We start from the raw sequence: 23,373 nt of genomic DNA on the forward strand, positions 1-23,373 counted from the left end.
GCTCAGCCCGCGTAGGGCTCGGGCACTTCGCCGGGCCTGGCCAGGAAACGGAAGTCGCAGCCGGTGTCGGCCTGGGTGATCTGTTCCTGGTAGAGGGCGCCGTAGCCGCGTGAGAAGCGGGGCGGTGGCGGCTGCCACTCTGCGCGGCGGCGCTCCAACTCGGGTTCGTCCAGCTCCAGGTGGAGCCGTCGGGCCTCCACGTCGAGGGTGATCAGATCACCGGTGCGGACGAGCGCGAGCGGGCCGCCGACGTACGACTCGGGTGCGATGTGCAGCACGCAGGCCCCGTAACTGGTGCCGCTCATCCGGGCGTCGGAGATCCGGACCATGTCCCGCACGCCCTCTTTGAGAAGGTGATCGGGAATCGGCAGCATCCCGTACTCGGGCATCCCGGGGCCGCCGAGCGGGCCGGAGCCGCGCAGGACCAGGACGCTGTCGGCGGTGATGCCCAGCCCCGGGTCGTTGATGGTGGACTGCATCGCCCGGTAGTCGTCGAAGACCACGGCCGGGCCGGTGTGCTTGAGCAGCTGGGGATCGGCGGCGATGTGCTTGATGACGGCGCCGTCGGGACAGAGGTTGCCGCGCAGCACCGCGAGCCCGCCTTCGTCCGCCAGCGGGTTGCCACGGGGACGGATGACGTCCGGGTTGTGGACGAGCGCGCCCGCGAGCTGCTCGCGCAGCGTGGGGTGGGCCACCGTCGGGCGCTCCAGATGCAGTACGTCCGTCAGCTGTGCGAGGAAGCCGGGCAGGCCGCCGGCGAAATGGAAGTCCTCCATCAGATACCGGCCGCCCGGGCGCACGTTCGCCAGCACCGGTACTGTGCGGGCGATGCGGTCGAAGTCGTCGAGGGTCAGTTCGACACCGGAGCGGCCGGCCATCGCGATCAGATGGATCACGGCATTGGTGGAGCCGCCCAGGGCGAGGACGGTGGCGACCGCGTCCTCGTAGGCGTCACGGGTGAGAATCCGCGACAGCCTCAGGTCCTGCCACACCAGCTCGACGATGCGCGCTCCCGAGGCGGCCGCCATCCGCTCGTGACCCGAGTCGACCGCGGGGATCGAGGACGCGCCGGGCATCGTGACACCCAGCGCCTCGGCGGCCGCCGTCAGCGTCGAGGCGGTGCCCATCGTCATGCAGTGGCCGGGGGAACGCGCGAGCCCGTTCTCCAGTTCTGCCAGTTCGCCGTCGCCGATCAGCCCGGCGCGCCGGTCGTCCCAGTACTTCCACATGTCCGTGCCGGAGCCCAGCACTTCATTGCGCCAGTGTCCCGGCAGCATGGGTCCGGCCGGGACGAAGACGGCCGGCAGGTCCATGCTGGCCGCGCCCATCAGCAGCGCCGGGGTGGACTTGTCGCAGCCGCCCATCAGGACGGCGCCGTCCACCGGGTACGAGCGCAGCAGTTCCTCGGTCTCCATGGCGAGGAGGTTGCGGTAGAGCATCGGCGTCGGCTTCTGGAAGGTCTCCGAGAGCGTGGACACTGGGAACTCCAGTGGGAAACCGCCCGCCTGCCACACCCCGCGCTTGACCGCCTGAGCACGTTCCCGCAGGTGGGAGTGGCAGGGGTTGATGTCGGACCAGGTGTTGAGAATCGCGATCACCGGCTTGCCGAGGTGCTCCTCGGGGAGATAGCCGAGCTGCCGGGTGCGGGCCCGGTGGCTGAACGAGCGCAGCCCGTCCGTGCCGTACCACCGGTGGCTGCGCATTTCCTCGGGAGCCTTCCTCATATCGCCCAGTCCTTGATGAGTGCCGCGACCTCGGCGCGCTGCGCGTCGGGCAGCTGACGGCTCGGCGGCCGCACCTCGCGGCTGCACAGGCCGAGGACGGCGAGCGCCTCCTTGACGACGGTGACGTTGTTGGCGGACTGCTGCGCGGCGCGCAGGTCCTCGAAGGGGCGGATCTGTTCCCAGACCTTCATCGCTCCCGGATGGTCCCCGGCGCGCAGGGCCGTCAGCATGCCCAGCGACACGGACGGGGCGACGTTGACCAGGCCGGAGGTGAAACCGGTGGCGCCCATCGCCCAGTAGGCGGGCGCGTACAGCTCCGCGAGCCCTGCCACCCAGACGAAGCGGTCGAGCCCGGCGTCGCGCGCGAAGGCCGCGAAGCGGGCGGCGTCCGGCACCGCGTACTTCGCGCCGATCACGTTGGGGCACAGGTCGCCGAGCAGTGCCATCCGGTCGCCGCCGAGGAGCGGGTTGCGGATGTAGGGCACTACACCCAGTTCGGGGACGGACTCGGCGATGGCCCGGTGGTAGTCCACCCACCCGTCGGGCGAGACATAGGGATGGACGGGCTGGTGCACCATCACCATCCGCGCACCGTGGTCACGCGCGTGCCGGGCGGCGGCGACGGCGGTCGGCACGTCGTGGCCGACACCCACCAGGACGACGGCCGGTCGCTGCGCGGTCTCGGCGAGCGTGTCCTCGACGACCGTGAGGCGCTCCTCGGGGGCCAGCGCGTAGAACTCGCCGGTGTTCCCGTTGGGCGTGAGCGTCCGGACGCCGCCGTCCAGCAGCCTGCGCAGCAGAAGCCGGTACGCGGTCCGGTCGATCGCACCGTCGGCGTCGAACGGGGTCACCGGAATCGCGACGACATCGGCGAGCGCGGCCCGCAGCGCGGCACGGTCCATCGGTTCGGAGCGGGGCGTCGGTTCGGAGCGGGGCGTCGGTTCGGAGCGGGGCGTCGGTTCGGAGCGGTCCATCAGGCGCCCGTCTCTTCGTGGTCGGGGAACGCGCGGCGGACGAAGTCCGAGATGTGGGCGTGCAGCAGCCCGGCCGCGCCGTCCGCGTCGCCGGCGAGCGCCGTCCGGAGGATCTCCTGGTGCTCGCGGGCCTCCTGCTCCCAGGAGGGGGAGGCCGCCCAGGCGACGGTCGACACCAGGGCCGCCTGGTCACGCACCTCGTCGAGCATCCGCGTCAGGAGCGGGTTGCCGCAGGGCAGATAGAGCGCCCGGTGGAAGTCACGGTTGGCGAGGCTCCGGTCGGCCCGGTCCTCCGCGCCCTCGGCCCGTACGAGCGCGTCCCGCGCCGCCGCGAGCGACTCCTTCCTGACGATGCTGCGGCGCAGCGCCTCGGGCTCCAGCAGCAGCCGCACGTCGTAGATCTCCCGCGCCATGGCCGCATCCACGGTCCGCACCGTGACGCCCTTGTACTGGCTCATCACGACGAGCCCGGTACCGGCCAGCGTCTTGAGCGCCTCGCGCACGGGGGTCTTCGAGACACCGAACTGCGCCGCCAGATCGGCCTCGACGAGTGGCTGTCCAGGACTCAACTGCCCGGTGAGGATGCCGTGCTTGATCGCCTCCAGCACGTACTGCGTCCGGGAGGGGATCGGGGCGGGAGCAAAGGTCATGTGCGCTCTCAGATCTCAGGTATCGCGTCTCATATATGACGTACGAAGTACGACGCGATGAAAGGTAGAGCCGCGCCGGAGGTCCGTCAATGCTTTGAACAGAACTGATCCCGCACCCGGGCGTCGGCCGGCCGGGGAAGGCCGGCCGACGCCGCGCTGACGTTCGGCCGGTCAGCCGATGGTGAGTTGGGTGACCGAGTTGGCGGGGAAAGTGCGGGTGAAGGTGGCTCCCAGGCCGGTCACCGCGGTCGTGACCGGGGCGACGTGCCGGGGGTCGGTGATGGTGTTGGTGTCGGACGGATGGGCGGAGGTCAGCGTGACGGCGGTGCCGGTGGTCGGGACGGCCGCGCCGGCGCCCGTCAGGCGGACGGTGATCGACTGCGGATTGCCGCCCGGGTTCACGACCGTGACGTAGTACTTCCCGGTGCTGGACGAGCGGCTGACCACCTGGTTGACGGTGCTGGTGCCGCTGTACGAGGCGGCCAGGATCTGGTCGCCGTGGGCGGCGGCCATCATCTGCTGGACGTAGGCGCTGGGAGAGCTGTAGCTGGTCGAGGCGTCGAAGGCGATCAGGTTGGTGTTCCACTGCACGCTGTTCACATTGGCCAGCAGCGGGGCGTACGCCTCCATCGCCACCACATCGGAATTGCGCTGCAGATTGGTGAGCCAGGAGGCGTCACCGATCGCGCCCGCCAGTGTCGGGGTCGGCCGGCCGACCTGGGAGGCCCACTCCCCCTCGAACACCTTCGGGCCGCTCCGCGAGTAGGTGTCGTAGGCGTTGGCGTTCGCGTTGAACCAGCCGGGCGAGCGGTAGTTGTGCAGGTCCAGGACATCGGGAGTGCGCGCGGAGACGGCGGTGGTGGCGATCAGCTTGAGCGCCGGGTAGGCGGCCCTGATGGCATCGTGGAACTGTGCGTAGCGGCCGTTGGCGCCGTCGTAACTGCCGGTGGTGTCGAACCAGTCCTCGTTGCCGATCTCGACGTACTTGAGGGGGAACGGCGCGGGGCGCCCGTCGGCGGCGCGCTTGGCCCCCCAGGGGGTCGTGACGGCGCCGGTGACGTACTGGATCTCGTCCAGGGCGTCCTGGACGTACGGTCCGAGCTGGTCCAGCGGGACGACGTCGTGCTGCAGGGAGTACCCGGCGTAGACCCCCAGGAGGGGCTGGGCGCCGAGGTCTTCGCACCACTCGAGGTATTCCAGCAGGCCGAGGCCGTCCGTGGACCAGTAGCCCCAAGGGTCCTGGTGGCCGGGCCGGCTCTCGGTCGCGCCGAGGGTCTTCTTCCAGTCGAAGCGTTCGGCGACCGTGTTGCCCTCGAGGTAGTTGCCGCCCGGCAGCCGGATGAAGGAGGGCTTGAGGGCCTTCATCCTCTCCATCAGATCGACCCGCAGGCCGTTGGGGCGGTTGTTGTAGGTGGGCGGGAAGAGCGAGACGTTGCTCAGCCACAAGGTGGCTCCCGTCGCGCTCTCCGAGGAGAGCACGAAGCGGTTGGTGGAGCTGGTGGGAGCGCCGGCCGCGGTCTTCAGGGTGACGGTGTACTTCTTCCAGCCGCTCGTCAGGGCGGGGATGGTGGCCGTCGCGTACGGCGTGCCCGCGGTGCTCTCCAGGGAGAGCTTGAGCGGACCGGTGAAGCCGGGGGCGGCCTTGGCGTACAGCGAGGCGGTGTAGGTGGTGGACGGCTTGACGGGGATGCCCCAGAAGCCGCCGTTGGCGACCCCGGCCCGGTTGCCGGCCGTGGCCTTGGCCAGGGAGACCTTCAGCGAGCGGGTCAGCGCGGTGTTGAGCGGGTTCGCCGTGTCCAGCGTGATGCTCGCCGAGCCGCCGGTGGAGCTGACGGCGGACCACGAGTCCGGGTTGCCACTGGCCATCAGGGAGCGGTTCTGCAGCAGTTCGCCGTACAGGCCGCCCTCGCCCGAGTGGTTGATGTCCTCGGTCATCAGGCCGAAGAAGTCACTGGGCAGTGCGTGCGCGGCGGTGCCCGCGTCGACGGAGAGGGTGCCGTTGCCCTGGCCGAGGATCGTCTCCAGCTCGGGAGCGGTGACCGGATGGTCGTGGATCACCACGTCGTCGATGGTGGCGTCGGCGAAGTCGGCCGGGTTGCCGTTGAACCTGCCGCGGCCGACCGCTGTGCCCGCGGACGCCTTCCACGGAGTGGCGTAGGCGACCGTGGACTGCAGGATGCCGTTGACGTACAGCCTCAGTTGACCGGACGCGTTGTCGCTGACGCCGGTGAGATGGTACCAGGTGCCGGTGCTGGGCGCGGCCGTCGCGTCGGCGTGGCGCGCGGTGGCCGTGGAGCTGTCCGACGCCAACCGAGTGAAGGCGAACTTTCCGGTGTCGCCCCGCAGTTGTAGATAGAAGCCGGAGACGGCGGTCCCGTCCGCGCTCACGAAGGTCTGATACCCGGTGAGGGTGTTGAGCTTGACCCAGGCCGAGACCGAGAACGGCTGCGAGGTGTCCGTCGCGGCGGTGGCGGCGGTCGCGGACGAGGCGGCGGTCCCGTTGGACCGCAGCGCATGGCCACCGGTCCTGCCGGTGGTCCACGCGGCCGTCGCGCCCAGGGTGAGGGGGTGGCCGTGGCCGGAGTCGTCCGCGGCGGTGGTTCCGGTGCCCGCTTCGAACGCCCAGTGCGCGCGCTGGTCCAGTGCGGTCACCGCGGACGCGGCGAGCGCCCCCGTGTAGAACCGCAGGTCGTCCACGCCTCCGTTGAGGAAGTCCACCGGAGTGCCGGCGTATTTGCCGCGGCCGACCACCGCGTGCCCGGCGGCCTTCCACGGGGCGGTGTACGCGACGGTCGTCTGCAACGCGCCGTTGACGTAGAGCGCGAGCGTGCCGGCCGCGGCGTCCTGGACCCCGGTGAGGTGGTACCAGGTACCGACGGCCGGAGTGTCGACGGCGGCTGCGACGGCGGCCGCCCCGGGGGTGTCGGAGGGCAGCCGGGCGAAGGCGAACGTCCCGGTGTCGCCACGCAGTCCGAGGTAGAAGCCGCTGACCTCACTGCCGTCGATGCTGACGGCGGTCTGGTAACCGTCGGTGTTGTTGAGCTTCACCCAGGCGGAGACACTGAACGAGGCGGAGGTGTCGACGATCGGGGCACCGAGGTCGATGTTGCCGGTGCCGGTGCCGTTCGTCGCGACGCTCCCGGCTCCCACCTGTCCAGCCACGTGGGTGGCTCCGGCCCCGAGGCTGCCCGGGTGGGCGCCACTCGAGTCGTCGGCCGCCGTGCTGCCGGTGGCCTCGTCCAGGGCCCAGTGTCCGGCGAGGGCGGTGTCGGCTGCCGCGGGGGTGGCCGCGAGGGGGACGAACGCGACGGTGAGGAGCGCCGCGCTCGTGGCGAGGACGGCAGCGGTACGCAGCCGTTGCCGGTGATGGCGGCGTGGCAGAAGGGATCTGGTGAAGTGCATGGGTCTCCCTTGAACGGTGGGGAAGGGTGGATTCCATGGCGCGGGACGTGCTGGTGGGGTCTGGGCCCGACGGGGTGGCGGGCGGATGTTCGTCCCCGTGCCGCACGACCGCGCGGGTCAGGACCGCGCGGCCGTGCGGCCACTCGTCGTCCGGCCGCTCAAGCGCGCTGACGAAATGTCAGGCGCGTCGGCGGGACGTCATCAGGCGCTGCAGCAGGACGAAGGCGAACAGCAGCGTGCCGACCGCGATCTTCGTCCACCAGGAGCTGAGCGTGCCTTCGAAGGTGATGATGGTCTTGATGACGCCGAGGACGAGGACGCCCAGCAGGGTGCCCAGGACGTAGCCGGAGCCGCCGGCCAGGATCGTCCCGCCGATCACCACGGCGGCGATCGCGTCGAGCTCCGTCCCGACCAGGTGCAGGCTGTACCCGGACAGCGTGTAGAGCGTGAACAGCACTCCGCCCAGGGCCGAGCACAGCCCGCTGACGGTGTAGGCGCGGATCACCGTCCGGCCGACCGGGACCCCCATCAGCAGCGCCGACTGGGCGTTGCCGCCGACCGCGTACACCGCGCGGCCGAACCCCGTGTAGTGCAGCGTCAGGAACGCGACGGCGACGACGGCCAGCGCGATGACCACCGACCAGGAGATGAACACGCCGCCGGGGAAGGTGACATGGGACTGCGCCAGGGTGGTGAAGACCGGGTCGTCGATCGGGATCGCGTTGGTGCTGATCAGGTAGCACAGGCCCCGGGCGAAGAACATCCCGGCCAGTGTCGCGATGAAGGGCTGCACCTCGAAGTGGTGGATGGCGTAGCCCATGGCGCCACCGATCAGGCCGCCGGCCGCCAGGACCAGCGGGATGACCAGGGCCGGCGGCCATCCGTGCTGCTCGACGAGCGTGGCGCACAGCATCGTGGAGAGCGCGGCGACGGCTCCGACCGAGAGATCGATGCCGCCGGTGAGGATCACGAACGTCATGCCGACGGCGATGACCAGCAGGAACGCGTTGTCCACGAAGAGGTTGGCGATGGTCTGGCCGGCCAGGAAGTCCAGGTAGCGGTAGTTGCCCGCTTCGAGGGTCAGCGCGAACAGGACAGCGGTGGCCATGACCGGGACGTAGTCGCGGTGCTGGGCCAGAAAGGTGCGGACGCCGCGGCCGGCGGCGGCGCGGGGCTGGGTCGTACTCATAGGGTGGTCGCCTCCTTCGGGCTCTGGGCGGCGCTAGCCGGTGTGCTGCTCCGGGAGCTGCCGGTGCTCGTCGCGGTGCCGGCCGCGGGTGCGCCGACGCCCGTGTCCGAGCGGCGGGGCAGTTTGCGCGACAGCACCTTGGCGCGGAACGCCGGGGACTGCAGCAGACAGACCGCCATGACGACCAGCGCCTTGAACACCAGCGTCGACTCGGGCGGCACGCCGACGGTGTAGACCGTGGTGGAGAGCGTCTGGATGACGAGGGCGCCGATGGCGGTCCCGCCGAGGTGGAAACGGCCCCCGGTGAGTGAGGTCCCGCCGATGACCACGGCGAGGATCGCGTCGAGCTCGATCCACAGGCCCGCGTTGTTCCCGTCGGCGGCGGCCACGTTGGAGCTGACCATCAGTCCGGCGCCGGCCGCGCACAGCGCACAGAACGCGTAGACCGCGATCGTGAGGCCCCGGGCCCGGATGCCGACCAGCCGGCTGGCCTCCCGGTTTCCGCCGACCGATTCGAGCAGCAGCCCGAGTGCGGTGCGCCGGACGACGAGGCCGGTCAGTACGAGCACCGCCGCGGCGATCACCACGGAGAGGGGGAGACCGAGTTCGTACCCGCCCCCGATCAGGTGGTAGGGCTCGCTGTTGACGGTGACGATCCGGCCGCTGGTGATCATCTGTGCGACGCCGCGCCCCGCCACCATCAGGATCAGGGTGGCGATGATCGGCTGCATGCCGATCCCGGCGACCAGCACGCCGTTCCACACCCCCAGAGCGACGCACACGCCGAGCGCCAGCAGTACTGCGACGACGACACCACCCACACTCTGCTGGTCGGCGAGGTCGCTGATGTTCAGGCAGGCGACGGCGCCGGAGATGGCGACGACCGCGCCGACCGACAGGTCGATCCCGCCGATGGCGATGACCAGGGTCATGCCGAGGGCGACCAGCAGCAGCGGGGAGCCGAGCCGCAGGATGTCGACAAGACTGCCGAAGAGATGGCCGTCACGGATCTGGATCGAGAAGAAGTCGGGGGTATAGGCGACGTTGGTCACCAGCAGGGCGGCCAGCAGCGCGAGAGGCCAGAACAGCCGGTGGCCGGCCAGCCTGGCGACGGTGGGCGGCATCAGTGGGTCCCTCCGGTCGCGATGGTCTCCATCAGCCGGTCCAGGGTGAGTTCGGCGGTGTTGGGCAGGGTCGCCACGAGCTCGCGGTCGCGCAGAACCGCGACGGTGTCGGACAGGCTCAGCACCTCTTCGAGTTCGGCGGAGACATAGACGACCGCCATGCCGTCCGCCGCGAGTGAGGCCACCAGGCGCTGGATCTCTGCCTTGGCACCGATGTCGATGCCCCGGGTCGGTTCGTCGAGGATCAGCAGTTTCGGTTCGGTGATCAGCCAGCGGGCGAGCAGCACCTTCTGCTGATTGCCGCCGCTCAGATTGCGGACGACCGCCTCCGGGTCGGCCGGGTGGATGTGCAGCGCCGATATCCAGTGCGTTACCAGCTCCTCCGTCCGGCGGGCGGGGAGCGCTCTGACCCAGCCGCGGGCGGCCTGCAGGGCCAGGACGATGTTCTCCCGGACCGTCAGATCGGGGATGATGCCCTCGCGCCTGCGGTTCTCCGAACAGAACGCGATGCCCCGCCGGCTGGCGGCGCGCGGGCTGCGCAGGGTGGCGGTCCGGCCGTCGACGGTGAGCCTCCCGGTGTCGGCGCGGTCCGCGCCGGCCAGCAGCCGGGCGGTCTCCGAGCGCCCCGCGCCGAGCAGCCCGGCCAGGCCCAGTACCTCCCCCGGGCGCACAGCGAGGTCGAACGGAGCGATGGCGCCCTTACGTCCGAGTCCGTGCGCCTCGGCGAACGGGGTCCCGGCCGGGCGCTCGCGGTCGCCCCGTCCCCGGTCGGTGAGTTCACCGAGTTCCTGCCCGAGCATCGCCGACACCAGCTCGATCTGCGGCAGGCGCGCGGTGCGGTACTCACCGACGAGACGGCCGTCACGCAGCACGGTGATCCGGTCGGAGACGTCGTAGACCTGGTCCAGGAAGTGCGTCACGAACAGGATCGCCACGCCCTCGCCGCGCAGCCGGCGGATCACCGTGAACAGCTGGGCCACCTCCTCGCGGTCCAGGCTGGAGGTGGGTTCGTCGAGGATCAGCACCTTCGCCCGGATGTCCACGGCGCGGGCGATGGCGACCATCTGCTGCAGGGCGAGCGGGAGGGTGTCCAGCGGTGCGCGGACGTCGATCTCCAGGTCGAGCCCGGACAGCAGGTCACGGGCCCGCCGGCGCAGTTCCGACCACATGATGCGGCCGAGCCTGCGGGGCTCGCGGCCGAGGAAGATGTTCTCCGCGACCGACAGGTTGGGGCAGAGGTTGACCTCCTGGTACACGGTGCTGATCCCGGCCTGCTGCGCCTGTAGCGGCCCGGCGAACCGGACCGGGACACCGTCCAGCGTGACGGTCCCGGCTTCGGCCTCGTGCACTCCGGTCAGCACCTTGATGAGGGTGGACTTCCCGGCGCCGTTCTCGCCCATCAGGGCGTGCACCTCACCGGGATACAGGTCGAGGCCGACTCCGGAAAGGGCCCGGACGCCGGCGAACTCCTTGGTGATGCCGGTCATCCGGAGGACGGGTTGAGCGGGGTTGAGCTGCGGCGTCGACATGGGAGCTCCTCTCCTCGGGCCGCTGGTCGGCTCCGGCCGGGTCCGGGGCGCCCGCCTGGGGCGCCCCCGTCCCGGATCGCCGGAGCAGTACTGGCAGATCAGTACTGGCGGTTGGGGAGTTCGGCAGCTGCCTTGTCCTTGGTGAAGACGCCTTCCTTGGACTCGACCCGGGCCGGCACCTCGGCCTTGTCCTTGAGCTTCCGCACGAGATCCATGACCTGCGGGCCGATCAGCGGATTGCACTCGACGACGACCTCGATCTTGCCGTCGACCATCGCCTGGAAGGCGTCCTTGACCCCGTCGATCGAGACGATGCGGATGTCCTTGCCGGGCTTGAGACCCGCCTCCTCGATCGCCTGGATGGCGCCCATCGCCATGTCGTCGTTGTGCGCGAAGAGGATGTTGATGTCCTTGTGCGCCTTCAGGAAGGCCGTCATGACCTCCTTGCCCTTGGCCCGGGTGAAGTCACCGGTCTGGTCCGCGACCAGCTTGAACCGGGGGTCCTTCAGGACCAGGTCCTCGAACCCCTTCTTGCGGTCGATCGCCGGGGCGGAGCCGGTGGTGCCTTCGAGCTCCGCTATGTTCACCGTGCCGGTCCCGCTCTTCTCCGCGTCGACCAGCCACTGGCCGGCGGCGGTCCCCTCCTTGACGAAATCCGACCCGATGAAGGTCTTGTAGAGGGTCTTGTCCTGGGTGTCGATCGCCCGGTCGGTGAGTATCACCGGGATGCCGGCGGCCTTGGCTTCCTTCAGTACGGTGTCCCAGCCCGTGACGACCACCGGTGAGAAGCCGATGACGTCCACCTTCTGCTGGATGAAGGTGCGGATCGCGGCGATCTGGTTCTCCTGCTTCTGCTGCGCGTCGGAGAACTTGAGCTCGAAGCCGGCGGCCTTCGCCGCGTCCTGGATGGACTTGGTGTTGGCGGCACGCCAGCCGCTCTCGGATCCGACCTGGGAGAATCCGAAGACCAGCTTCTTGGCGCCGTTCGCGTCCGTGCCGCTGCCGGCGGGTGCCTTCTTGCCCGCCCCGCCGCAGGCGGCGAGGGACATGCACAGCGCGACGGCCAGAAGGGTCGCGGCGGTCTTGCGCGTACGGGGTCTTGCTGGGGTGGTGGCAGTGAGGGACATCGTGCACTCTCCTTTGAGGCGGGAAAAACCCTGCGATGTATGACCTGGGTGGTACGCCTGCGATGTCGGCCGAAGCCGCTCAGAAACCTCGCGCCAGACGGTGGTACGCCTGGTTCCAGCGGATCTCCTTGGTGAACTGGCGGATCGTGGTCTCCGCGTCGATGACCAGGAGTTCCGCTCCGGCCATCTCCGAAAAGTCCTCGAGCTCCTCCGTGCCGACGGCGCTGGAGAGCACGGTGTGGTGCGGGCCGCCGGCCGTGAGCCACGCCTCGGTCGAGGTCCGCAGGTCGGGCTGCGGCTTCCACACCGCGTGCGCCACGGGGAGATTCGGCAGCGGCTCGGCGGCGGTGACCACGTCGATCTCGTTGGCGACCAGCCGGAACCGGGCCCCCATGTCGGCGAGGCCGACGACCACCGCCGGGCCCGGGGCGGCTTCGAAGACCAGCCGGACCGGGTCCTCCCGGCCGCCGATGCCCAAGGGATGGATCTCGCACGAGGGGACCTCGGCGGCGATCGACGGACAGACCTCGAGCATGTGCGCGCCGAGGATGACCTCCTGCCCCGCCTCCAGGTGGTACGTGTAGTCCTCCATGAACGAGGTCCCTCCGGGCAGACCGGCGGACATCGCCTTCAGCGTGCGCAGCAGCGCCGCGGTCTTCCAGTCCCCCTCGCCGCCGAAGCCATAGCCGTCCGCCATCAGGCGCTGCACGGCCAGACCGGGCAGCTGGCGCAGCCCTCCGAGGTCCTCGAAGTTGGTGGTGAACGCCTGGAAACCGCCGTCGGTGAGGAACTCGCGCATGCCGAGTTCGATCCGCGCCGCGTACCGCAGCGCGTCGTGCCGCTCCGCTCCTGAGCGCAGCTCCGGCGCGACCCGGTAGGTCTCCTGGTACTCCTTGGTCAGCTCGGTGACATCAGCGTCGGTCACCGCGTCGACCACGTCGACCAGGTCGTTGACGCCGTAGGTGTTGACCGAGACGCCGAACCGCAGCTGCGCCTCGACCTTGTCGCCCTCGGTGACCGCGACGTCCCGCATGTTGTCGCCGAACCGTGCCACCCGCAGGCTGCGCAGCGCCGCATGACCGACCGCGGCACGGGCCCAGGACCCGATCCGCAGGGCCACCGACGGGTCGCTGACGTGCCCGGCGACCGTCTTGCGGGCCACCCCGAGACGGGACTGGATGTACCCGAACTCACGGTCCCCGTGCGCCGCTTGGTTGAGGTTCATGAAGTCCATGTCGATGGAGCCCCACGGCAGCGCCCTGTTGGCCTGGGTGTGCAGGTGCAGCATCGGCTTGCGGAGGGCGTCGAGGCCGGCGATCCACATCTTGGCCGGGGAGAACGTGTGCATCCAGGCGACCACCCCGACGCAGTCGTCGGCGGCGTTGGCGTCGAGGCAGACCCGCCGGATCGCTTCCGCGTCGGTGAGTACAGGCAGCCACACCACCCGGACCGCGATGTCCGGGCCGTCGTTGAGTGCCTCGGCGATCTGCTGGGACTGTTCGGCGACCTGCCGGAGGGTGTCCTGCCCGTAGAGTCCCTGGCTTCCGGTGAGGAACCAGACTTCGCGGCCTTCGAGCGACTTCATTCCTGGACTCCTTCGCGGCCGGCGGGCTGCTGGCCGTATACGTTCTGATAGCGGTCGTAGAGCGAGTCGATGTCCGGTGCGGCGATGCCCACCGGTTCCCCGAGCTGTCGGGAGATGTGAACGGTGCGGGCCACGTCCTCGCACATCACGGCCGCCTTGACGGCTGCCTTCGCGTCCTTGCCGATGGTGAACACGCCGTGGCTCTGCATCAGCACGGCGGGCGATCGGTGGCCCTTGAGGGTGGCGACGATGCCCTGGCCGATCGAGTCGTCGCCGATCAGCGCGAACGGGCCGACGGGTATCTCCGCGCCGAACTCGTCCGCCATCGCGGTGACGACGCAGGGCACCGCCTCACCGCGGGCCGCCCAGCCGGTGGCGTACGTGGAGTGCGTGTGCACCACGCCCCCCACCTCGGGCATGTTGCGGTAGACGTAGGCGTGGGCGGCGGTGTCCGAGGACGGGTTGTGCGTACCTTCGACGACCTTGCCGTACAGATCGCAGACGATCATGTTCTCGGGCGTCAGGTCGTCGTAGGAGACACCGCTGGGCTTGATGACCATCAGGTCGTGGCCCGGTACGCGGGCCGAGACGTTGCCCGCCGTCCACACCACGAGCTGGTAGCGGACGAGTTCCTGGTGCAGATCACTGACCTGCTGGCGAATCAGCTGGATCGCGGGGTCGATCGTGGGGTCGGTCATGATGGCGGCCTTCCGTACGGGTCAGTTGGCGACAGAGGTGCTGGTCTCGTTGCGCAACTCGCGCAGTCGGTGCAGCACGCCCCTGTGCTCGCCGCCGAGCAGGTCGTGCAGGGCGCGGTACTCGGCGAACAGCCGGTCGTACGCGTCGGCACGGGCCGCGTCCGGGAGGTACCGGTCACGGTGCACCCGCCCCATCGCCTCGGCCGCGGCCGGCACGTTCTCGTACGCCCCGGCCGCCACCGCCGCGTGGATGGCGGAGCCCAGCGCCGGCGCCTGTTCGGAGGCGGCGACGCTCAGCGGACGGCGCAGCACGTCCGCGTAGATCTGCATCAGCAGCGCGTTCCTGGTGAGGCCTCCGGCCACCGTGAAGCGGGTGACGGGGACGCCGGACTTCTCGAAGGCCTCGACGATGACCCGGGTGCCGAAGGCGGTCGACTCGAGCAGCGCGCGGTAGATGTCCGGCGGCCGGGTGGCCAGCGTGGCACCGACCAGCACTCCGGAGAGCCGGTGGTCGACCAGCACCGAGCGGTTGCCGTTCCACCAGTCGAGCGCCACCAGGCCGTGCCCGCCGACCGGTTGACCGGCGGCCAGCCGGGTCAGCAGCTCGTGCACGCTGATGTCCTCGGCGACGGCCTGTTCGTGGAAGACGGGCGGGACACCGTGCTCGACGTACCAACCGAAGATGTCGCCGACGCCGCTCTGCCCGGCTTCGTAACCCCACAGCCCGTCGACCACTCCCCCGTCGACCACCCCGCACATGCCGGGGACCTCGGCCACCTGCTCGCCGTTGAGGATGTGGCAGGTGGAGGTGCCCATGACGGCGAGCAGCTCGCCGGGTCCGGCCGACCGTGCCGCCGGGGCGGTGACATGGGCGTCCACGTTGCCGACCGCGACGGCGATGCCTTCGGGCAGTCCCGTCCAGGCGGCGGCCCGGGCCGTCAGGCCGCCGGCCCGGCCGCCCAGCGGGGAGAGCGGGTGCTCCAGCCTGGTCCGCGCGAAGTCCGCGAAGCCGGGGTTGAGAGCGGCCAGGTACCCGGTCGACGGGTAGCCACCGTTCTGGTGGATCCCCTTGTATCCGGCCGTACAGGTGTTGCGGGTCTCGACGCCGGTGAGCTGCCAGACGATCCAGTCCGCCGCCTCGATCCAGCGGTCCGTGCGTCCGTAGGTGTCCGGGTCCTCCTCCAGCACCTGGAGGGCCTTGGCATACTGCCACTCGGAGGAGATCAGACCGCCGTAACGGGCGATCCAGTCCTCACCGCGCTCATGGGCCAGCGCGGTGATCCGGTCGGCCTGGGGCTGGGCCGCATGGTGCTTCCATAGCTTCGGCCAGGCGTGCGGCCGGGATCCCAGCTCCGGACGGAGGCAGAGCGGGGTGCCGTCGGCGCTGGTGGGAAGGCAGGTGGAGGCCGTGAAGTCGGTGCCGATGCCGATCACCGTGGCGGGGTCGATCCCGGCGGCGGCGATGGCCTCGGGGACGGCTCGCCGGATCACGTCCAGCCAGTCCTCGGGATGCTGGAGCGCCCAGTCCGGTGGAAGCGGGGCGTCGGTACCGGGCAACCGGTCGTCGATCACCGCGTGTGCGTACGCATGGACGGCGCTGCCGACTTCGGCACCGTCCGAGACGCGGACGACGACGGCGCGGCCGGAGAGCGTGCCGTAGTCGATCCCCAGGACATAGCCGGGCCGAGAGGAATTGTTAGCGTTAACACTCATGGGTCGCGCTTTCCGTTCAAGATGGTGGAGCCGTGGGGTACAACGAGTGGGGCTGGTCTCCGACGCGCAGCCGACCACCCCGGAATGTTGCACCGAGGTTACCGACCCCCAGAGTGTGAGCGTTAACAAGAGGTGGCGTCAATGCTCCGCGCTGGTCACAAATCGACAACGGCCGGGGTTCCGCGACGGCTCCGGTTCAGCCATCGGGCATCTCCGGCGAAGAAATCTCCTGATCGGCGGCAACCTTCCGGGCAGCCGTGGCAACTGAAGAGCCGAACCCTCACTTCGCACCGGAGGAACGACTTCACGTGTCTGCCCCCTTGCACCGCCGCAAGCCGTCCCGACGCCTGATGGCACTGATCGGCGTCGCCTCCCTGGCGGCCGCCGGCCTCGCCGTCGTGCCCCTGACCACGGGCGCCGGCGCCGCCGCCGTCGACCTCGCGCATGCGGCCCTGCCCGCCGACGACGGCTGGGCCGCCACCGGCTCGGGCACCACCGGCGGCCAGACCGCCGACACCGCTCACACCTTCACCGTCTCCACCAGGGCCCAACTGGCCAAGGCTCTCAAGGCCGGCCCCATTGGCGCGCCACGGATCATCCAGGTCAAGGGCGTCGTCGACGCCAACACCGACGACTCGGGCAAGACCCTCGGCTGCGCGGACTACGCCGCCGGCACCGGCTACTCGCTCAGCGCCTACCTCAAGGCCTACGACCCGGCGACCTGGGGCCGCGGCAAACTGCCCACCGGCCAGCAGGAGTCGGCACGCGACGCGGCGCAGGACCGGCAGGCCGCGCGCGTGGTCCTGACCGTCCCCTCCCGCACCACGATCGTCGGCGTGCCCGGCTCGGGTGCGGCGATCGTCGGCGGCAGCCTCCAGGTGAAGAACGCGGACAACGTCATCATCCGCAACCTCAACCTCACCGACACTCGTGACTGCTTCCCCCAGTGGGACCCGACCGACGGCTCGACCGGGAACTGGAACTCCCAGTACGACGCGGTCACGGTGCGCGGCTCCACGCACGTGTGGGCCGACCACAACACCTTCGGCGACGGCCCGCACTACGACAGGGCGAACCCGTCCTACTTCGGGCGCGAGTACCAGGTCCACGACGGCGCCCTGGACATCACCAACGCCTCCGACCTCGTCACCGTCGAGTACAACCGGTTCGCCAACCACGACAAGACCATGCTCATCGGCAGCAGCGACAAGGACACCAGGCTGCGGGTGACGCTCCACCACAACGTCTTCCAGGGCATCGTCCAGCGCGCCCCGCTCGCCCGGGTCGGCCAGATACACCTGTACGACAACTACTACGACACGGCGACGCTCAACAACTACACCCACGGCTACAGCGTCAACGCACGCGCCAAGGCCCAGGTCGTCGCCCAGAACAACTACTGGGCCCTGTCCGGCGACCGGAAGGCCTCACAACTGCTCAGCGGGGACGGGACCGGCTCGGTGGCGGGCAGCGGCAACCTGGTCAACGGCACCGTGACCGACCTCGTCGCCGCATACAACGCCGAGCACTCCGCCAAGAAGATCAAGACGTCCGTGAACTGGACACCCAAGCTGACGGCGGGCCTGGAGCCCGCCGCCGGGCTGCCCGCCGCACTCGCCAAGAAGGCGGGCGCGGGCGTCCTCACCGCCGCAGGCGGCACCTCCTGACTCCGCACCGGACGTCCCGTACCCCTGGGGCCCGTCGTCGACCAGCGGTTGCTAAGCTGCCTCCCTGTATGTGAACGCTCACATTCCTGGAGAGGTCGCAACGGACATGCTTCTCGAGGACGCATCTGCCGAGTTCCACGACTTCTTCGAGCGCCACTACGCCGAGCTCGCCCGCCTCGCCCATCTCCTGACGGGCGAGGCGGACGCGGCGGACGACCTCGCCGCGGACGCGCTGACCGCGCTCTGGCACCGCTGGGACCGCGTGCGACAGGCCGACCACCCCGTCGCCTACGCCCGGGGTGTGGTGTCAAACATGGCGCGCAACCGCATCCGCGGCGCGGTCCGTGAGCGCCGCCGCGTCGCGTTGTTCTGGAGCCGGCACGGCGACGGTGCGGAGGACCCGGACGTCGCGGCCGTCCTGGACGTCCGCACGGCGCTCGACCGGCTCCCCTTCCGCAAACGCGCGTGCGTGGTGCTGCGGCACGCCTTCGACCTCTCGGAGAAGGACACCGCGCTCGCCCTGGGGATATCGGTCGGTACGGTGAAGAGCCAGACCTCCAAGGGCCTGGCGGAGCTGGAACGCACCCTCAGCGGACAGGCCGCCGAGGAACTCGCGGGGAGGAGGAACTGATGGACGACATAGGCAACCAGCTGCGGCGGGCCGCCGCTGCCCATCAACCGGATCGCGCGCGCATGCTCGCCCGCGTTCAGCGCGGCATGCTCTCCTCGTCCGCCACCGATACCGCCGACTTCGACTCTCCCGGTGCCCGCACGGCACCGCAACCGGATCGCCCAGTCCTGGCCGAAGGTCGTGCTCACCACACTCGCGACCGCCGCGACCCTGGCCGTCGGAGGGTTCGCCGTCGGTGCCGTCGTCCACGGTCATGAACCGCGGCAGGAGTCCGCCGCAGGCCCCGGGACAACGCTGGCACCCGGTTCCCCGTCCCCGCACGCCGCCGGCCCCGGTCAGCAGGACCCCACCACACCGCCGCCCGCCGGGACCGGCCGCCCATCGGCGCCGCCCACCACACCCGGACCCGGCCACACGTCCGCAACGCCGCCGAGCCGTCCGCACACCGAGGACGGACCCCTGTGGGCGGACGGATCCGTCGATCCCCACAGCAACAGCTTCTGGGCCCAGAGCAACGTCACCCTCAAGGCGCGGAAGCCCCTCACCGCGCTGAGCGTGGAGCTCCGCATCGCCCAGACCGGCGGTGTCCACAGCGCCGGCAGCTGGCAGACGCTGCCCGCCGCCGACTTCACCCTCTCCGTACGGGAGGAGGGCGACGCGCTCATCTACCGCTGGACCCTCAGAGCGGGCAGAACCGTCCCCGCGGGACAGCACGTCTTCGCCGGCCAGTACGACCACACCGCGGGGGGTCGGAACGCCAGGGCCGACAGCTACCGGGTGAACGCCGGCACGTCGGACGCGAAACCCGCGGTCTGGGGCGACTTCGCCCGCAGCACCTGAGCGGCAGCGGGAGGCAAGAGAGCCCGTCGGCGGGACGCCCGCCCTCGGGGCGGCATCCGCGCCTTAGAAGGCGCGGCAACCTTTTCGCCTGCGGTGGTGACTGGTGGGTGCGACAACCACCAACCGCCCCCAGGTAGATGAGGTCACGAAAACCACTCAGCACACAACACGCCACCGCCGGCGCCGGGGCGCCGTACAGGCGGCGGCCGCCCCCGCGGCGCCCTGCGATGCGAAACGGTGACCCTCGGGCCCTTGACGCCCATTCTGTTAGCGTTAACACTCTTGTAACGCCAGGCCAGCGACATGGTCGGGCCGGGCACCGGCGGGCTTGTCAGCAGCCACCGGGCCCCTGTCGGCCGAGCCCGATCCGTGCGCGACCCCCGCGCCGTCATCGCACCCCGCCATCCACGGGGACTCGACCGGTCCGAGGACACCGGGTCACGCGGAGGCCGTACGCGAATCTCGCTGACCGCGGCACATCACTGGAGGAAGTGTGCGGAAAATATCGACAGGCCTCGCCCTGGTTGCGCTAACAATGGTGTTGGCCGCCTGCGGACAAGCCGCCAACGGCGTCGGCCCCCACGCAAAACACGCTGATGCCAAGGGCGGCCTGGTGGGTATCGCGATGCCCACCAAATCCTCGGAACGCTGGATCAACGACGGCGCCAACATGGTGAAGCAGTTCCAGGCCAAGGGGTACAAGACCGATCTCCAGTACGGCGACAACGTCGTGGAGAACCAGGTGTCCCAGATCGAGAACATGGTCACCAAGGGCGCCCGGCTGCTGGTCATCGCCGCGGTCGACGGCTCGTCGCTCACCGATGTGCTGCAGAAGGCCGCCGACGCCGACATCCCGGTGATCTCCTACGACCGGCTCATCCTCGGCACCAAGAACGTCGACTACTACGCGACCTTCGACAACTACAAGGTCGGTGTCCTCCAGGGCACCTATATCGCCGACAAGCTCGGCCTCAAGGACGGCAAGGGGCCGTTCAACGTCGAGCTGTTCGGCGGCTCACCGGACGACAACAACTCCCCGTTCTTCTTCCAGGGCGCGATGAGTGTGCTCAAGCCGTACATGGCCGACAAGAAGCTCGTCGTCCGCAGCGGCCAGACCAACTTCAACCAGGTCGCCACCCTGCGCTGGGACGGCGGACTCGCGCAGTCCCGGATGGACAACCTGCTCAGCAAGTCCTACACGACGGCCCGGGTCGACGCTGTGCTCTCCCCCTACGACGGCATCTCGATCGGTATCCTCTCCTCGCTCAAGGGCGTCGGTTACGGCGAGCCGGGTAAGGAACTGCCCATCGTCACCGGGCAGGACGCCGAGCTGGCGTCGGTGAAGTCCATCCTGGCCGGCGAGCAGACCCAGACCGTGTCCAAGGACACCCGCGCCCTCGCCAAGGTGGCCGTGCAGATGGGCGACGCGCTGCTCAGCGGCGGCAAGCCCCAGGTCAACGACACCAAGCAGTACAACAACGGCGCCAAGGTCGTGCCGGCCTTCCTGCTGCAGCCGGTCAGTGTCGACAAGGACAACTACCGCAAGGTGCTGGTCGACAGCGGGCAGCTTTCCGCCGCTCAGCTCAAGTAGGGCGCCCTGGGCCGCTGTTTCCCACCGGCCGCCGAACTTCCCCGACCCGACCCGTCCCCGACCCGAACGGATGCCCATCATGGCCGGACCCGTCCTGGAGATGCGTTCGATCAGCAAGTCCTTCCCCGGCGTCAAAGCGCTCTCCGACGTCAATCTGAGCGTCGCACCCGGCGAAGTCCACGCCGTCTGCGGCGAGAACGGCGCCGGCAAGTCCACTCTGATGAAGGTGCTCAGCGGGGTGTACCCGCACGGCACGTACGAGGGCGACATCCTCTTCGAGGGTGAGCCGTGCGCGTTCAAGGACATCCGGGCGAGCGAGCAGCACGGCATCGTGATCATCCACCAGGAACTCGCCCTGGTGCCCTACCTCTCCATCGCGGAGAACATCTTCCTCGGCAACGAGCACGCCTCGCGCGGCATCATCAGCTGGCACCGCACCCTCACCCACGCGAAGAAGCTGCTCCAGCGGGTCGGTCTGCACGAGAACCCGCAGACCCGGATCGCGGACATCGGGGTGGGCAAACAGCAGTTGGTCGAGATCGCCAAGGCCCTCGCCAAGGAGGTCAAGCTCCTGATCCTGGACGAGCCGACAGCCGCGCTGAACGACGAGGACAGCCGCAAGCTGCTCGATCTCATCCTCGAACTCAAGGCGCAGGGGATCTCCTGCATCATCATCTCGCACAAGCTCAACGAGATCGCCCGCGTCGCCGACTCCGTCACCATCCTGCGGGACGGCCGGACCATCGAGACCGTCGCCGTCGGCACCGAGGGCATCTCCGAGGACCGCATCATCCGGGGTATGGTCGGCCGCGACCTCGACCACCGCTACCCCGAGCGCACTCCCGACATCGGCGACGTCGCATTCGCCATCGAGGACTGGACCGTCCTCCATCCGATCGACCACCAGCGCAAGGTGGTCGACGACGTCTCGGTTCATGTGCGGCGCGGCGAGATCGTGGGCGTCGCCGGCCTGATGGGCGCAGGCCGCACCGAGCTCGCGATGAGCGTCTTCGGCCGCTCCTACGGCCGCTACACCGGCGGCCGGGTGCTGTTGAACGGGGTGGAGATCAGGACGCGTACGGTTCCGGAGGCTATCGGGCACGGCCTCGCGTACGTCACCGAGGACCGCAAGCAGCTCGGGCTCAACCTGACCGAGGACATCAGCCGCAACATCTCGCTGAGCGCGCTCGGCAAGGTCTCCCGGCACGGCTGGGTCAACGAGCACGAGGAGATGCGGGTCGCGGAGAAGTTCCGCGCGTCGATGAACATCAAGGCGCCCTCGGTCTTCGCGGAGACCGGCAAGCTCAGCGGCGGCAACCAGCAGAAGGTCGTCCTCAGCAAGTGGATCTTCTCCGAGCCCGACGTGCTGATCCTCGACGAGCCCACCCGAGGCATCGACGTCGGCGCGAAGGCCGAGATCTACTCGGTGATCGCCGATCTGGCCGCTCAGGGCAAGGCGGTGCTGGTCATCTCCTCGGAGCTGCCCGAGCTGCTCGGCCTGTGCGACCGCATCTACACGATGGCCGAGGGCCGGCTCACCGGCGAGGTGGACCGCACCGACGCCACCCAGGAATCACTCATGCGCCTCATGACCGTGAGCGCGGCAACCCAGAACGAGCAGGTGTGACGCATGGCCCAGACACAGACCTCCGGTATCGAGGCGAGCACACCCACCGACGGTAAGCCGAGCGGCCCCACGGGCTCCGGCGGCGGGGTGGGACAGCAGCTGGTCCAGGCTCTGCGCGGCAACATCCGCCAGTACGGCATGCTGGTCGCGCTGGCGCTGATCATCCTGCTCTTCCAGATCTGGACCGACGGCACGCTCCTCAAGCCGCTCAACGTCACCAACCTGATCCAGCAGAACAGCTACATCCTGATCCTGGCCATCGGCATGATGATCGTCATCATCGCGGGCCACATCGACCTGTCGGTCGGCTCGCTCGCCGCCTTCGTCGGCGCGGCGGCCGCGGTGATGATGGTCAAACACCAGGTGCCCTGGCCGGTGGCGCTCGTCGCCGCACTGCTGATCGGCGCGGTCGCCGGCGCCTGGCAGGGGTTCTGGATCGCCTACGTGGGCATCCCGTCCTTCATCGTCACGCTGGCAGGCATGCTGCTGTTCCGCGGCGGCACGCAGATCCTGCTCCAGGGCCAGTCGGTGGCCCCGTTCCCGCGCGGTTTCCAGAAGATCAGCAGCGGTTTCATGCCGGAGGTCGGCCCGTACACCGACTACCACAACCTGACGCTGCTGCTCGGGATCGGAGTGCTCGCGATCGCGGTGCTCCAGGAGGTCCGCGGCCGACGGCAGGCCGCCGCCTTCGGGCTCGAACTGCTTCCGCTGGGCTTCTTCCTCGCCAAGCTGGCCGCCATCACCGCCGCGGTGACCGTGTTCACCCTGCTGCTCGCCAGCTATCACGGCTTCCCGATCGTCCTGCTCATCCTGGGCGCCCTGCTGGTCGGCTTCGGCTATCTGATGCGCAACTCGATCCTCGGCCGTCACACCTACGCGATCGGCGGGAACGAACCGGCCGCCCGGCTGTCCGGCGTGAAGAGCAAGCGCGTCGTCTTCCTGGCCTTCGTGAACATGGGCGTCCTGGCCGCGCTGGCCGGCATGGTCTTCGCCGCCCGGCTCAACGCCGGTACGCCGCAGGCCGGTATCAACTTCGAACTGGAGGCGATCGCGGCGGCCTTCATCGGCGGCGCCTCGGCCGCCGGCGGCGTCGGCACCGTCCTCGGCGCGATCATCGGCGGGCTGGTGCTCGGCGTGCTCAACAACGGCATGTCGCTGGTGGGCATAGGCACCGACTACCAGCAGGTCATCAAGGGCCTGGTGCTGTTGGCGGCCGTCGGCTTCGACGTCTACAACAAGCGCAAGGTCGGCTCCTGACCCGACCCCTTCGCCCCGCGGTACGCCGCCGGCCCCCGGAGCTGA

17 protein-coding genes are annotated in these 23,373 nt (G+C 69.7%); 6 read left to right on the forward strand and 11 right to left on the reverse strand.

Going from position 1 to position 23,373, the window contains the following annotated elements; all coding sequences use genetic code 11:
- Window positions 1–2: 2 nt before the first annotated feature.
- The 11 genes from araD to araB form a co-directional block, all read right to left on the reverse strand.
- Complete coding sequence (gene araD / locus C6N31_RS18165) at window positions 3–1,724, reverse strand: L-arabinonate dehydratase (RefSeq protein ID WP_198357839.1); 1,722 nt, start codon at window positions 1,722–1,724, stop codon at window positions 3–5.
- Window positions 1,721–2,626 (reverse strand): dihydrodipicolinate synthase family protein, encoded by a 906-nt coding sequence (locus C6N31_RS18170; RefSeq protein WP_198357864.1) that lies wholly within the window; start codon window positions 2,624–2,626, stop codon window positions 1,721–1,723. The genes araD and C6N31_RS18170 overlap by 4 nt, the downstream gene beginning before the upstream one ends.
- Window positions 2,627–2,697: 71 nt before the next feature.
- On the reverse strand, window positions 2,698–3,348 hold the full coding sequence (locus C6N31_RS18175) for a GntR family transcriptional regulator (RefSeq protein WP_138351585.1): 651 nt from the start codon (window positions 3,346–3,348) through the stop codon (window positions 2,698–2,700).
- Between the two features lie 171 nt (window positions 3,349–3,519).
- Window positions 3,520–6,750, reverse strand: coding sequence for an alpha-L-arabinofuranosidase family protein (locus tag C6N31_RS18180; protein ID WP_198357840.1), 3,231 nt, complete (start codon window positions 6,748–6,750; stop codon window positions 3,520–3,522).
- Between the two features lie 178 nt (window positions 6,751–6,928).
- Window positions 6,929–7,939 carry a galactofuranose ABC transporter, permease protein YjfF gene (yjfF, locus tag C6N31_RS18185; RefSeq protein ID WP_164292536.1) on the reverse strand — a complete coding sequence of 337 codons (1,011 nt, stop codon included), beginning with the start codon at window positions 7,937–7,939 and terminating at the stop codon, window positions 6,929–6,931.
- Window positions 7,936–9,063, reverse strand: coding sequence for an ABC transporter permease (locus C6N31_RS18190; protein WP_198357841.1), 1,128 nt, complete (start codon window positions 9,061–9,063; stop codon window positions 7,936–7,938). The genes yjfF and C6N31_RS18190 overlap by 4 nt, the downstream gene beginning before the upstream one ends.
- A complete protein-coding gene (locus tag C6N31_RS18195) occupies window positions 9,063–10,592 on the reverse strand; it encodes a sugar ABC transporter ATP-binding protein (protein WP_138351581.1) in 1,530 nt (509 codons plus the stop codon). Before C6N31_RS18195 ends, C6N31_RS18190 begins: the two co-directional genes overlap by 1 nt.
- A 98-nt stretch (window positions 10,593–10,690) precedes the next feature.
- Window positions 10,691–11,719 (reverse strand): ABC transporter substrate-binding protein, encoded by a 1,029-nt coding sequence (locus tag C6N31_RS18200; protein ID WP_164292538.1) that lies wholly within the window; start codon window positions 11,717–11,719, stop codon window positions 10,691–10,693.
- Between the two features lie 79 nt (window positions 11,720–11,798).
- Window positions 11,799–13,304 (reverse strand): L-arabinose isomerase, encoded by a 1,506-nt coding sequence (araA, locus tag C6N31_RS18205; RefSeq protein WP_198357842.1) that lies wholly within the window; start codon window positions 13,302–13,304, stop codon window positions 11,799–11,801.
- Entirely contained in the window at window positions 13,301–14,002 is a 702-nt protein-coding gene (locus C6N31_RS18210) for an L-ribulose-5-phosphate 4-epimerase (protein ID WP_198357843.1), read from the reverse strand. Before C6N31_RS18210 ends, araA begins: the two co-directional genes overlap by 4 nt.
- A gap of 21 nt (window positions 14,003–14,023) precedes the next feature.
- On the reverse strand, window positions 14,024–15,715 hold the full coding sequence (gene araB / locus C6N31_RS18215) for a ribulokinase (protein WP_198357844.1): 1,692 nt from the start codon (window positions 15,713–15,715) through the stop codon (window positions 14,024–14,026).
- Between the two features lie 308 nt (window positions 15,716–16,023).
- On the opposite strand from araB, the gene C6N31_RS18220 reads away from it, so the two are divergent.
- The 6 genes from C6N31_RS18220 to mmsB all read left to right on the forward strand — a co-directional run bounded on the left by C6N31_RS18220 (window position 16,024) and on the right by mmsB (window position 23,328).
- Entirely contained in the window at window positions 16,024–17,382 is a 1,359-nt protein-coding gene (locus C6N31_RS18220; protein WP_307811465.1) for a pectate lyase family protein, read from the forward strand.
- A 106-nt stretch (window positions 17,383–17,488) separates the two neighbouring features.
- Complete coding sequence (locus C6N31_RS18225; RefSeq protein ID WP_198357845.1) at window positions 17,489–18,013, forward strand: SigE family RNA polymerase sigma factor; 525 nt, start codon at window positions 17,489–17,491, stop codon at window positions 18,011–18,013.
- Window positions 18,014–18,145: 132 nt separating this feature from the next.
- The gene (locus C6N31_RS18230; RefSeq protein ID WP_381586959.1) at window positions 18,146–18,853 is read left to right on the forward strand and encodes a hypothetical protein; all 708 of its coding nucleotides are present in this window, start codon (window positions 18,146–18,148) and stop codon (window positions 18,851–18,853) included.
- Between the two features lie 493 nt (window positions 18,854–19,346).
- On the forward strand, window positions 19,347–20,444 hold the full coding sequence (gene chvE, locus C6N31_RS18235; protein WP_381586961.1) for a multiple monosaccharide ABC transporter substrate-binding protein: 1,098 nt from the start codon (window positions 19,347–19,349) through the stop codon (window positions 20,442–20,444).
- A gap of 79 nt (window positions 20,445–20,523) precedes the next feature.
- Window positions 20,524–22,071, forward strand: coding sequence for a multiple monosaccharide ABC transporter ATP-binding protein (mmsA, locus tag C6N31_RS18240; RefSeq protein ID WP_138351575.1), 1,548 nt, complete (start codon window positions 20,524–20,526; stop codon window positions 22,069–22,071).
- A 3-nt stretch (window positions 22,072–22,074) separates the two neighbouring features.
- Window positions 22,075–23,328, forward strand: coding sequence for a multiple monosaccharide ABC transporter permease (mmsB, locus tag C6N31_RS18245; RefSeq protein ID WP_138351574.1), 1,254 nt, complete (start codon window positions 22,075–22,077; stop codon window positions 23,326–23,328).
- Window positions 23,329–23,373 lie beyond the last annotated feature (45 nt).

The sequence above is a fragment of the Streptomyces fildesensis genome (assembly GCF_016107395.1).
Lineage (GTDB): Bacteria > Actinomycetota > Actinomycetes > Streptomycetales > Streptomycetaceae > Actinacidiphila > Actinacidiphila fildesensis.

Excerpts from the sequence above, each read along its gene's own strand:
- araB (WP_198357844.1), bottom strand. The coding sequence starts at position 15,715 with ATGAGTGTTAACGCTAACAATTCCTCTCGGCCCGGCTATGTCCTGGGG.
- mmsA (WP_138351575.1), top strand. The coding sequence starts at position 20,524 with ATGGCCGGACCCGTCCTGGAGATGCGTTCGATCAGCAAGTCCTTCCCC.
- C6N31_RS18210 (WP_198357843.1), bottom strand. The coding sequence starts at position 14,002 with ATGACCGACCCCACGATCGACCCCGCGATCCAGCTGATTCGCCAGCAG.
- C6N31_RS18190 (WP_198357841.1), bottom strand. The coding sequence starts at position 9,063 with ATGCCGCCCACCGTCGCCAGGCTGGCCGGCCACCGGCTGTTCTGGCCT.
- mmsB (WP_138351574.1), top strand. The coding sequence starts at position 22,075 with ATGGCCCAGACACAGACCTCCGGTATCGAGGCGAGCACACCCACCGAC.
- araD (WP_198357839.1), bottom strand. The coding sequence starts at position 1,724 with ATGAGGAAGGCTCCCGAGGAAATGCGCAGCCACCGGTGGTACGGCACG.
- C6N31_RS18170 (WP_198357864.1), bottom strand. The coding sequence starts at position 2,626 with ATGGACCGTGCCGCGCTGCGGGCCGCGCTCGCCGATGTCGTCGCGATT.
- C6N31_RS18180 (WP_198357840.1), bottom strand. The coding sequence starts at position 6,750 with ATGCACTTCACCAGATCCCTTCTGCCACGCCGCCATCACCGGCAACGG.
- araA (WP_198357842.1), bottom strand. The coding sequence starts at position 13,304 with ATGAAGTCGCTCGAAGGCCGCGAAGTCTGGTTCCTCACCGGAAGCCAG.
- C6N31_RS18195 (WP_138351581.1), bottom strand. The coding sequence starts at position 10,592 with ATGTCGACGCCGCAGCTCAACCCCGCTCAACCCGTCCTCCGGATGACC.
- C6N31_RS18225 (WP_198357845.1), top strand. The coding sequence starts at position 17,489 with ATGCTTCTCGAGGACGCATCTGCCGAGTTCCACGACTTCTTCGAGCGC.
- yjfF (WP_164292536.1), bottom strand. The coding sequence starts at position 7,939 with ATGAGTACGACCCAGCCCCGCGCCGCCGCCGGCCGCGGCGTCCGCACC.
- C6N31_RS18200 (WP_164292538.1), bottom strand. The coding sequence starts at position 11,719 with ATGTCCCTCACTGCCACCACCCCAGCAAGACCCCGTACGCGCAAGACC.
- C6N31_RS18175 (WP_138351585.1), bottom strand. The coding sequence starts at position 3,348 with ATGACCTTTGCTCCCGCCCCGATCCCCTCCCGGACGCAGTACGTGCTG.